Source organism: Microcystis sp. BLCC-F209, from assembly GCF_041928595.1.
Classification (GTDB): domain Bacteria; phylum Cyanobacteriota; class Cyanobacteriia; order Cyanobacteriales; family Microcystaceae; genus Microcystis.
In genome coordinates this window covers 1-11,628 of the sequence record NZ_JBHFLL010000272.1, presented here as the reverse complement: position 1 = coordinate 11,628, position 11,628 = coordinate 1, and the positions used below count along the sequence as shown (strand labels likewise).

Sequence of the window (11,628 nt, the reverse complement as noted above, 5' to 3'; positions counted from 1 at the left end):
TGCATAAATGCAGGCTATCAAGTCGGGTTTTGAATGGTTGTCATCCGTTATGATAATTGTACCAGAAGGCAATTGATAACCTGTTAAATTCCCTTGTTTCCACCACCTCCAAGCCGTTCGATAACTTATTCCTGTTTTTTTTGCATAGTCTGATAGTTTCATGTCTATATATTACCATCCCTGACTATATCTGACTATATTTCTATTGAAACTTTACAATACCACCTTAAGCTCGTCTTTTTTCTGATTTTAACAGTAGAATCGCCGATGGGAATGAATAACTTAGTTCATGACTCCATTCGTCTCACCTGAGAAATTTCTAATTTCATATCTACCGAAAAAAGCTCCCCGGTTGACCATTCCCGTGGCGATCGTTTATGAAAAAGATAATGGTGTTCAGCTAACCATTCTCAATGCCTCCCCGTCTCCACAGTAAAATAGGTAATGCTCACCCTAGTCATGCAAGGCGTAAAATTTCCCAGATTTTCGGATATTCTCGTTAACTACTTTTGTAGGTCTTCATTGGCCCGAAAAATCGCTTCTTGACCATCACTAGAGGCCACAAAACCCATAAAAGCTTTGACTGCTTCACTAGCAGGTTCTTTGTAAACGTAGTAAAGGGTACGCTGCCAGGGATAATTAGGTTCACTGGCTGAAATTCCGTCCACAGCGAGCGCTCTGACGGTTTTTTGGTCGGCGATTTGGCTATAGGTGGCGTAACTAATGCCATTCAGTCCCAAAACTCGCAAAATTGGGGTGGTGGCATCCCTCTCCATCATTTTGAAATTAGTTCCCCTACCAAATTCTCCCCCTTGCAGCACTTCCTGACGAAAACTTTGATAAGTGCCACTAATAGGAGGACGATTAATCACTTGAATAGTAGCAGCAGAACCTCCCACCTCCGACCAAGAGGTGATTTTTCCGGTAAAAATACCCCTAACTTGAGCAGTGGTTAACCCCCCCGCAAAGGGGTTTTTTACTCCCACCACAACAGCGATCGCATCTCGGACAATCGGACTAGACGCCAATCCCTGAGAGCGTTCCGACTCGGTTAAAGGTCGTGACACCGCCGCAATATCGATCGCCCCCTGGGCCACTTCCTCTAATCCCACATCAGATCCTTGAGCATTTGTCAAGACCTCTACCCCCTGAAATTTGGCAGTTAAAGCGGCTTTTAAGGCTTGATTAATCTGTACCATACTGGTGGAGCCGTTCATGCGAATTGTCGTGCCACTGGGGATAGAAGTCCGTGGGGCAAAACTGACCACTCGCTGGGGTGAGGGGGGAGGGGGTAGGGGAGAGGAGGCACTTTCCGATACCGGCGATTTTTGCGGACTTTTACCGCTGCCACAGAGAAAAAATTCTTGACCCGCAGCACATTGACTTTGTAGCCAGAAGTAACCCCCACCTAAAATGCCCGCAGTGGCTAAAAGAGCGATTATTAAAGCAGTTGTTTCGTTTTTTTGAGACATACCCATCATTTGCTGACATTAGGGGGTCGATCGCCTGGACACCGGTGATCAATGGAAGTTTCGATGATATTATCTTAGTGCATGGAAATCCACTCTTGATTTAGGACTGTATATCATGACCCACGCACCTATATCCCCAGTCGTGCTGGTTATCCTTGATGGTTGGGGTTATCGCCCGCAAAGGTCGGATAATGCGATCGCAATGGCGAAAACCCCGATTATGGATAGTCTCTGGGAAGTTTATCCCCACACCTTAATCCGCACCTCCGCTAAGGATGTGGGACTACCAGAAGGACAGATGGGCAACTCGGAAGTTGGCCACCTCAATATCGGAGCGGGGCGGGTTGTACCACAGGAGTTAGTACGGATTTCCGATGCGATCGAAGATGGTTCGATTCAACAAAATCAGGCTTTATTAAAACTCTGCGACGAGATTCGCCCTAAAAAAAGCAAATTACACCTAATTGGTTTGTGTTCCGAGGGGGGAGTTCATTCCCATCTCGATCACTTACTGGGATTATTAGACTTAGCGAAAGTGCAAGGGATTAGCGATGTCTGCATTCATGTCATCACCGATGGTCGCGATACTAATGTCACCGACGGAATGCCAGCTATTAAACGGATTCAAGCACATATTAATAAAATCAAACTCGGTCGCCTGGTGACTCTCAGTGGCCGTTATTATGCCATGGATCGGGATCGCCGTTGGGATCGGGTGGAAAAAGCCTATAACGTGATGACCAGTGATCAAGATATTGACGGGCGATCAATTACTGAAGTATTACAGGCATTTTATGATCAAAATATTACCGATGAATTTATTCCCCCCACCAGAATTGCACCGGGGGCGATCGAAGCGGACGATGGGGTGATATTCTATAATTTCCGTCCCGATCGAGCTAGACAGTTATGTTATGCCCTGACTATGCCCGATTTTGAAGATTTCGATCGAGATTTAATTTCTCCCCTCAGTTTTGTCACTTTTACCCAATACGATCCGAAATTACCGGTAGATGTGGCCTTTGCTCCCCAGAATTTAAATAATATTTTAGGACAGGTGATCGCTCAACAGGGATTAAAACAGTTTCGTTGTGCGGAAACCGAAAAATATCCCCACGTCACCTACTTTTTTAATGGGGGATTAGAAAAACCCTTTGAGGGAGAAGTGCGCGAATTAATTCCCAGTCCAAAAGTCGCCACCTATGACCAAGCTCCGGCCATGTCGGCAGCCGCGGTGACAGCAGCGGTCTGTGGGGCGATCGAACAGGGGATCTATAGTCTCGTGGTAGTCAATTACGCTAACCCCGATATGGTGGGTCATACGGGCATTTTAGACGCGGCCATGAAAGCAGTGGAAACGGTGGATCTATGCTTGGCTAAGTTGTTAAGTAGCGTCAATAAATTGGGGGGAACAGTGTTAATCACTGCCGACCACGGTAACGCGGAAACGATGGTGGATGAGTCGGGTAATCCTTGGACGGCCCACACGACTAATCCCGTTCCTTTAATTTTAATTGAAGGGGAAGGGAGAAAAATACCCGGCCACGGTGGCGATGTGCAGCTGCGGGATGATGGTCGTTTAGCCGATATTGCCCCCACTATCCTGGAAATTCTCTCTATTCCCGTCCCAGTGGAAATGACCGGGCGATCGCTGATTAAACCGGCCGAAGTGGAAATTAAAGCCAGTCGCACTCCCGTCCGCATCTCGCTTTAACGAGTAAAAAGTCAAGAAAGGGGAATTTTATGCTGAAAACCATCGAAGGTGTTTATCGAGATGGACAAATACACCTAACCGAGTTACCCAATGATATTAGCGATCGCTCACAAGTGCTGGTGACTTTTCTCGATCAAATCGATCCTAGTAAGCTCAGACAACTGATGGAGTATTTAGAGAGCATTGAGGGGATTCAGCAAGGTTTTGAGGAGATAAACTCCGGTAAAACCCGTCCTCTTGCCGATTTTGCCCAAGAAATGGCCGAAAAATATGGTATTTCAGGTTGAAATTACCCCAACTGCCACGGCACAGATCGAAAAAGCCTATCGCTGGTATCGAGGTTATAATGCCGAGTTTGCTGACCGTTGGTTTCGAGGATTAATGAATGCTATTGCTACTCTGCAAGAGAAACCAACTCGTTGTGCTTTAGCGCTCGAACAGACGATTTTTCTACCCAAAGAAGTCCGACAACTTTTTTATGGGAAAGGTAAAAATGTCTATCGAGTGCTTTTTACAATTAGAGATAGTACGGTTTATGTACTATATGTTCGCCATAGCGCCCAAGCACCACTAACACTTGAGGATATAGACGATGAAGAGGACCCTAGTTGATAACTAATTCAAAGCTGACGGCTTGATAACTGCTATACTTTGTAATGGAAAATAGAGAGTAATAATCATGACAGTGGTGCTGGTAGTACAGATTATTTGGGCGCTGGCGGCGGCCTTTCTGGCGATTTTGGTGTTATTACACAGTCCCAAAGGGGATGGTATTGGCGGTATTGGCGGCCAATCACAGATTTTTACCAGCGCAAAAACGGCGGAAAAAACCTTAAATCAGGTGACTTGGGCCTTGGGGACGGTATTTATCACCCTAACTATTGTACTGAGCGCCGGCTGGTTAAATCGCTAAATGCTAAGAGGTCGGTTCTCTTTTCTAGGACTCGCAGCCTTGGCGAGTCTTTTGCTGTTTTCCTATTCTTTGATTGCCGACAGTCGATCGCTACCAGAGTTAAAAACCCATCCTTTACCCGCTAATTTAGCCCAATGGCAAGAGCAAAACCAGTCCGGGGATTATTTTGATGCCGTGGAAATCAGTCCCGTGGGGGCGTTGATTTGGTCGCAATTTCCCGTGAAGATTTATCTTCACAGCGATCGCAGTTCTTGGCTGAGTTTGGTACAACAGGCGATCGCTGAATGGGGGCAGTATTTGCCGATCGAGTTGGTAAATCGGGCAGAATTGGCCGATATCCTCATTAAACGGGAGTTACCGCCGTCGGGAGTCCGTTTTAATCCCGAAACTGGTAAGTTAGAACTGCCCCGGGTGCGTTCTGCCATAACACAATACGAGATTTTTGTCAAGGAAAATCGCTTAACTCATCGGATGAGTATCCAGATTAGTCCCAATTTAGCTGATCGGTCGGCCTTAGCGGCAGCGCGGCACGAATTAGGTCACGCTTTGGGAATTTGGGGTCATAGTCCCCTAGAGACGGATGTGATGTATTTCGCTCAAACTAGAGATATTCCACCGATTTCTAGCCGGGATATTAACACTTTAAAAAAGGTTTATCAGCAGCCAACTAAGTTAGGTTGGCAGATGGATCAGCTAGGGTATCTAATGCCTGAATAGGTAAATATTGCTCTTCAGTCGGTTCTGCTATTAAAAAGTATAAGTTATGGATATACTTAGTATAACTGACTAAGATCCAGAAGATTAACCATCGCTTAAACCTCTATTTCCTCTAGCCATGTTTTAATCGCACTGATTAACTTGGGTTGTTGGGGAGGGGTGTTGCTGACTCAAGCTATGAATGCCAACTGTGCATCCTATCCAAAAGTTAGTTTAGCTCTAGGTTTTAAAAACCCCACACAAGAAGATTCCTATTGCAAATCAGCAACCCCAATCTTTGCCACCCTCGACAACTAAGCCAATACTAGAAACATATTGTACGGGTTTGCCTAACATTAAGGGATCTATTTCTCCCCAATCGTAAGGTTCATAATCTTCTAAACGAGATAGTTCGCTATCTAACCAATCATCTCTAGGGGCTGTTTTTTCCGAGGGATTGGGCTGTTTCAAGGAGTCTAAGGGTTTAGTCATGGGGAAAAAATGTCCTATACACAAACATTTTACCGATTATTGACCAACTCTTTAGTTCATCTACACCTCTATTTCCTCTAGCCATGTCTGAATCGCGCTGATTAAGTTGGATTGTTGGGGAGGGAAGGTGAAAAAGTTGGTAGGGAAACTGACAGAGAATCGTTACCAATTTTCTCAATTCCTGAGATATATTTAATGAATGAAGTTCGATGTAAAGATTAAATCTCTGTTTCTATTGGTATGTTAGTGGGTGTATCTTGACTGATTAAAATTAAATTAGATACAGGGGTGTAAATATCACACTCAATTTCTGGTACTCGAATCGTTACAATTAATGTATAGCGAACAGGTTGATCATGGCGTTCCTCTTGTATTTGTTCTTTCCACCATCCACCAACAGGATAAACGCCTATCATTCCTCTACTTGCTAAATCGACGGCCGTTCCTGTCCATATATCAGAATGAAGTGAACCTTGACTCCTTAAATGAGGACCCAAAAACCAGTTATCTTCCTCTTTAATGCCAGAAATATTTTTTTCTTCTTCTCTGGTAGCTTTATTAATTCTATGTTGAAATTGTTGATTGGTCTCTAAAGGTTTTTTTACTTGAAATCTGAGTCCATAAGAGGCATAATGGTGTTTTCTTTTATAACCTCGCTCCCCTGGATTAGGTTCTATAAAATACGATAAAGTTACTCTCAGTTCTACCTTGGCTTCTCCTAATTCTTCTAACTTTTCTTTTGGCCAGGGTAAGCTATGAAGATTCATTTTGTCTGTTTTAATGACACTACCATCTTTTTTAAAAGGTGTCAATTGATCTTCAATAACCATTGTTAAGTCACTATTTGAACTTTTTAAAGCTCTGTCTAAATCAGGAACACCATATCCATAGCGACGAATCAAATTTTTTTTATCTTGCTGCTTCAATTTCTTTGGAAAATTAGCTATCATCCTAACAGTCCATTCGGCTGAATGAACGATTAAAGCGCGTATTGTTTCTGGCCAATATTTGGGATTTTCTGAAAGAATTCGAGCAGCCATATAACTAGCGAGTGCAGTTGCACAACTGGTATCACACATATAAGTAAACAATTTATAGTTATGACTATGAGCAGTTGTTAATAAGCATAAATCGTCAATCATTTGTGCATAATTTTCCCCATCTGAGGCATAATTTCCCCCTTCACAAACAATATCAGGACGAATTGGCCATTGATTTTCCCAAGAAACAGAAGTACAACTTTTAGGAGATAAATCACCCCAAGGAGCTACAGGTTGCCAACCGTGAAAGTCGGGATGACTGATATTAACTTTTTCAGTGTAAGCTCCCACAACAAGAGCATTCCAAGCTTGTGCTGGGTTTTCAATTGTTGCCACATCATTGCGGGTTAAATAATCAGATAAAGATATTTCTTCTCTGATATTTCCTGCTGAAATAATGATTAATCGCTTAAAATTATCTTCACCAAAAGATAGTTGATCTATTGCTGCTGACCATGAGGAGGGAGTTCCATAATTTGGTGATGGCTGCTCGCTAGTTACAGCCATACAGAAAATACGTTTTCGCTTGGGATTTTGTATTTCTGGACGAGAGACTGCTTGCTCTGTAATTGCGCCATAAAGTTCAGGATCATTTTGTCCGACAGGAGGGAGAATTTTAACTGATTCTAAACGGTGAATAAGCGTTATATATCCTTGTGTTTGTAAAGCATTAAATAAATCATCATAAAGAATTAAACCCGCCATTTCTGTACCATGTGTATTATGAGGATCATGAGTTCCCCAATTAGGATCACAAGTATATAAATCACTACTATCAAGACCTTTTTCAATCAGTTTATGTCGTCTATTAACTCCATAATCAAGAAGACAGACAGCAACAGCATTATCTCCAGGAGGTAAAGTTCGATTACATAAATCCTCGACCCATTCCTCCTTTTCAATTAATTTCATATCAAGAAAAAAGGAAGGCGTATCTTTAGCAATTCTTAATTCTGCAACCGTATCAGAATTTTGAAGAACTTGCTGTATTTTTTCTACATTAGCCATAGCTAAAGTAACAGTTCTTTCGGGAAAATGTATATGAAATTTAGTCATAATATCGAGTCTTTGAGCAATGGTTTGGAAGTCTTCAAGTTGTCCACGACGTAACCATACTTCCCACCATATTGATTGTCCATTCTGAGGAAATAAAGCAGAATCATCAGTAAATAATGATTGAACTGTACCAATTTCAACGTTTTCTAGTCGTGTTATTAGGGCTGCATTTTTTGGGTTTCCTTTTGTTGTTTCTTCATCACGATATTCTTCTACTTTGTTCTCAAAAAATTCTGTCGCTGACTCTGGTACAAAAACAGTAGCCTTAACTATATTTTCTTGTTCAGGAGAAGGCTTAACAGCAACTAATTCAATTTTTTTGCGTTTATCTCCTAAATTTTCAAAAGCATTCGCTTGATCTTTTGTTACCTGAAATTCTAAATAGAATCCGGGTTGTCCGACGGCAATTGCCGATAAACGGGATTCTAATTGTTGACGAGCTTTCGTAATCGCTTCACCAATAGCAAGTTCTAATTTTGCAGCGTGTTCTATTCTGTTCCGATCGGGTGGTGGTGGAGCATTAACTGAGCGCGGTGAAGTATAATCGGCGCTTTTACGAAATTTATCGTTATTCCGTAGATACAAGTGAGGAAGACGGCGAGAACGTTGCGACATTATGGGATTAGGTTTTATTCATTGAAGTTCAGATCCTTACGTTCCATAATAGCTGAAATCAGAGAATCTTCGCTTACCTTCTGACTATTTGACAAAACAGCTTGCTTGGCTGCGTCATCTGTCGCTCTGACAATTTCAGCTTGAGCGAGTCCATTGGCTTGATTAAGAATGTTTGACCAATCTTTCCAGTCAATTTCAAAAGAAATAAGACGAGATTCAATCAATTCACGAATAATTGCGGCATCAGGAAGCTGATATTCAATTACATCATCAAAACGCCTAAAAAGAGCTTTGTCTAGTAACTGAGGATGATTAGTTGCTGCCAAAATCAAACTATCCCCTTGCTCTTGTTCTAAAAACATCAAAAAAGAATTGAGAATGCGACGAATTTCTCCCACGTCGTTAGAATTATGACGTTGAGTCCCAATCGCATCAAATTCATCAAAAAAATAGACCCCTTTTGTTATTGTCATCGCCTCAAAAATCACTTTTAAACGACTAGCCGTTTCTCCCATATACTTGCCCATTAGACTATCGTATAAAGTCGTAAACAAAGGTAATTTAAGCTCTCCTGCTAAAGCTTCAGCCGTCATTGTTTTACCAGAACCCGGTGGACCTACTAACAACAGTTTCCGGCGAGGCGTAAGATTATGTTCTCTGAGTCTTTTTCCTTGTCTTTGTTCAGTTAATACTCGTTTAAGTCTAAATTCAAGGTCAGAGGTTAAAATCATATCCGATAATCGAGTATCGGGATATCTGACCGAAACCAGATTGGCTAAATCTCCTTTTGGTTGTACTAAAGGAATTGGATCAGATTTTTTTTCAATAACCGATTTACTAGCCTTTGCTTGGTCAATTAATTCGCGAATTTCTTGGGCTAACTTACCATGTCCTTGTCTTGCTTCGTGTGCAGCCATCTGTAGGGCAGCAGAATAAAATTGCTGCTCTTCGCCTTCTACATGACTTTTTAGAAGTGCTAGGATATGGCGAGCGGTGGACATGATACCTCGTTAAGTTAAACTCCCCATCATACTCAATGATTTTAACTGTGACAGGCACTATATAAAGAATGATTTCCCTTTTGGACTAATTTTGATCGGTATAGTTAAATTGTACTAAATAAATTGTCGTATTAGCTAGGGGAAACCCGTATTTGGTCTTTCTCTTGCTTTCGTGGCTATTCGATAATTTTCCCGCTTCTCCCTAAAAATTACCGTCCCGCTCGCTAAACTGCCAAATCGATAAGATCCTTTGACCTTTCGCCGCCTTATTGAGCAAAACTAGGTATAAACACTTTCTTAAGAATTAACCTATGTCACAATAGATGAAGATAAACCAAATAGTGTGAAATTGTAAACTAGGTATTACTGAATGGAACCGCTTTATCAGTACGCGTGGCTAGTTCCCGTCCTGCCTTTGGTAGGCGCTACCCTAGTCGGTGCGGGCTTAATTTCCTTTAATGAAGTCACCAATCGTCTGCGACAGGCAAATGCTGTATTAATCATTTCTACCCTCGGTGCGTCGATGGTGCTGTCTTTTGCGCTGCTGTGGAGTCAAATCAATGGACACGCTCCCTATACCCAAATGATCGATTGGGCATCGGCGGGTAACTTTCACCTGAAAATGGGTTATACGATCGATCATCTCAGCGCTTTAATGTCGGTTATCGTCACCACCGTGGCCTTTTTGGTGATGATTTATACCGATGGTTACATGGCCCACGACCCCGGTTATGTGCGTTTTTACGCCTATCTGAGCATTTTTAGCAGTTCTATGCTCGGTTTGGTCATCAGTCCCAACCTTGTCCAGATCTACGTTTTCTGGGAATTGGTGGGGATGTGTTCCTATCTGCTGGTAGGTTTCTGGTTCACTCGTCCTGCGGCTGCCGAGGCCTGTCAAAAAGCCTTTGTTACCAACCGCGTCGGCGATTTTGGCTTATTACTGGGAATGCTGGGTCTTTTCTGGGCCACCGGTAGCTTCGAGTTTGATATCATGGGTGAACGTCTAGAGGAATTAGTCTCTTCTGGAGCCATTGCCGGCAGTTTAGCGGCATTATTCGCCGTTTTAGTCTTCCTTGGCCCCGTGGCCAAATCAGCCCAGTTTCCCCTTCATGTCTGGCTACCGGATGCCATGGAAGGTCCGACCCCGATTTCGGCCCTGATTCACGCCGCCACGATGGTGGCCGCCGGAGTTTTCCTGATTGCTCGGATGTATCCCGTTTTTGAGCCAATTCCCACGGCGATGACGGTAATTGCTTGGACGGGGGCCTTTACTGCCTTCCTAGGGGCAAGTATCGCCCTCACCCAGAATGATATCAAAAAGGGTTTAGCCTATTCCACCATCTCCCAATTGGGTTATATGGTTATGGCTATGGGTATCGGCGCTTATAGTGCGGGATTATTCCACCTGATGACCCACGCTTATTTTAAAGCGATGTTGTTCCTCGGTTCCGGTTCGGTCATCCACGGTATGGAGGATGTGGTCGGTCATGAGCCGGTTTTAGCGCAAGATATGCGGATGATGGGCGGTTTACGCAAGTATATGCCCATTACTGCCCTAACTTTCTTGGTGGGAACTCTGGCCATCTGTGGGATTCCTCCCTTCGCTGGTTTCTGGTCGAAGGATGAAATTCTCGGTTTAGCTTTTGAGGCGAACCCAGCTTTATGGTTAATCGGTTGGGGGACTGCGGGTTTGACGGCTTTTTATATGTTCCGGATGTACTTTAACACCTTTGAAGGGGAGTTTAGAGGCACTAATAAGGAGATTAAACGCCGACTGTTAGCCAATGCGGGCGCGATTCCGGCTTTTGGACCGGGGGCAATGAATGTTAAGCAATTGGACTCGGAAGCGCAGGAAGAAGACAACCACGGCCATCATGCCCATGAACCCCACGAATCGCCAATTACTATGACTTTACCTCTCATGATTTTGGCGGTTCCCTCTTTGTTAATCGGTTTGGTGGGTAAACCTTGGCAGAATTTCTTCGAGGGTTTTATTCATGTTCCTAACGAAGTGGTGGAAGAAGTTCATGCTTTTGATTGGACAGAGTTTCTGATTATGGCGGGTAATTCGGTGGGGATTGCTTTAATCGGGATTACTGTCGCTTCTTTGATGTATCTCCAGAAGAAAATTGACCCCGCAACTATTGCCGAAAAATTCCCCGTTTTGTATCGTTTTTCCCTGAACAAATGGTACATTGATAATCTCTATGATCGAGTTTTCGTCCAGGGTTGTCGTCGTCTCGCACGGCAAATTATGGAAGTGGATTATCGCGTTATCGATGGGGCAGTGAATTTAACCGGTTTAGCTACTCTTGTCAGTGGTGAAGGTCTCAAATACCTCGAAAATGGTCGCGCCCAATTCTACGCTTTAATTGTTTTTGCCGCAGTTTTGGGTTTAGTAATTGTCTATAGTCTGGTGTAGATTTTTAAGCCGTTGACTAAAGATTTTTAGGGGGCGCAAAGCCCCTTTTTTCAGCAGTTTTTTGGGTTATATCTGAACTTCCCCCCATACATATATACTACAATAGCCGAAAACCCTTATCCATCAATGGATGCACCCCCTTAACTTTTCTTAATGTACCCATGTAATTTGTAACATTTCTTAATGGACAAGAATTCTCTCCATTTG

General features: G+C 43.1%; 11 protein-coding genes. 7 read left to right on the top strand and 4 right to left on the bottom strand.

Annotated elements, in window-relative coordinates:
• Nucleotides 1–289 precede the first annotated feature (289 nt).
• Nucleotides 290–436: a hypothetical protein gene (locus ACE1AQ_RS17295; RefSeq protein WP_159036929.1), complete on the top strand. Its 147-nt coding sequence runs from the start codon at nt 290–292 to the stop codon at nt 434–436.
• Between the two features lie 67 nt (nt 437–503).
• On the opposite strand, the gene ACE1AQ_RS17290 is transcribed toward ACE1AQ_RS17295, so the two are convergent.
• Nucleotides 504–1,481, bottom strand: coding sequence for a phosphate ABC transporter substrate-binding protein (locus ACE1AQ_RS17290; protein ID WP_008201118.1), 978 nt, complete (start codon nt 1,479–1,481; stop codon nt 504–506).
• 106 nt (nt 1,482–1,587) lie between these two features.
• On the opposite strand from ACE1AQ_RS17290, the gene gpmI reads away from it, so the two are divergent.
• The 5 genes from gpmI to ACE1AQ_RS17265 all read left to right on the top strand — a co-directional run bounded on the left by gpmI (nt 1,588) and on the right by ACE1AQ_RS17265 (nt 4,816).
• Nucleotides 1,588–3,186, top strand: coding sequence for a 2,3-bisphosphoglycerate-independent phosphoglycerate mutase (gpmI, locus tag ACE1AQ_RS17285; RefSeq protein WP_110545952.1), 1,599 nt, complete (start codon nt 1,588–1,590; stop codon nt 3,184–3,186).
• 29 nt (nt 3,187–3,215) lie between these two features.
• Complete coding sequence (locus ACE1AQ_RS17280; RefSeq protein WP_002736285.1) at nt 3,216–3,473, top strand: hypothetical protein; 258 nt, start codon at nt 3,216–3,218, stop codon at nt 3,471–3,473.
• On the top strand, nt 3,457–3,798 hold the full coding sequence (locus ACE1AQ_RS17275) for a type II toxin-antitoxin system RelE/ParE family toxin (RefSeq protein ID WP_104397472.1): 342 nt from the start codon (nt 3,457–3,459) through the stop codon (nt 3,796–3,798). The genes ACE1AQ_RS17280 and ACE1AQ_RS17275 overlap by 17 nt, the downstream gene beginning before the upstream one ends.
• Before the next feature lie 67 nt (nt 3,799–3,865).
• Entirely contained in the window at nt 3,866–4,099 is a 234-nt protein-coding gene (gene secG, locus ACE1AQ_RS17270; protein WP_002736485.1) for a preprotein translocase subunit SecG, read from the top strand.
• Nucleotides 4,100–4,816 (top strand): peptidase, encoded by a 717-nt coding sequence (locus tag ACE1AQ_RS17265; protein WP_110545951.1) that lies wholly within the window; start codon nt 4,100–4,102, stop codon nt 4,814–4,816. It abuts the gene before it with no gap.
• A gap of 261 nt (nt 4,817–5,077) precedes the next feature.
• Here the strand turns inward: ACE1AQ_RS17265 and ACE1AQ_RS17260 are convergent, their stop codons facing one another.
• The 3 genes from ACE1AQ_RS17260 to ACE1AQ_RS17250 form a co-directional block, all read right to left on the bottom strand.
• Complete coding sequence (locus tag ACE1AQ_RS17260; RefSeq protein ID WP_002761322.1) at nt 5,078–5,287, bottom strand: hypothetical protein; 210 nt, start codon at nt 5,285–5,287, stop codon at nt 5,078–5,080.
• A gap of 218 nt (nt 5,288–5,505) precedes the next feature.
• Nucleotides 5,506–7,998 carry a S8 family peptidase gene (locus ACE1AQ_RS17255; protein WP_110545950.1) on the bottom strand — a complete coding sequence of 831 codons (2,493 nt, stop codon included), beginning with the start codon at nt 7,996–7,998 and terminating at the stop codon, nt 5,506–5,508.
• A 14-nt stretch (nt 7,999–8,012) separates the two neighbouring features.
• Nucleotides 8,013–8,999, bottom strand: a complete 987-nt coding sequence (locus tag ACE1AQ_RS17250; protein WP_110545949.1) for an AAA family ATPase — start codon at nt 8,997–8,999, stop codon at nt 8,013–8,015.
• Nucleotides 9,000–9,369: 370 nt separating this feature from the next.
• Between ACE1AQ_RS17250 and ACE1AQ_RS17245 the strand changes: the two genes are divergently transcribed.
• Nucleotides 9,370–11,421 carry an NAD(P)H-quinone oxidoreductase subunit 5 gene (locus ACE1AQ_RS17245; protein WP_374808873.1) on the top strand — a complete coding sequence of 684 codons (2,052 nt, stop codon included), beginning with the start codon at nt 9,370–9,372 and terminating at the stop codon, nt 11,419–11,421.
• Nucleotides 11,422–11,628: the final 207 nt, after the last annotated feature.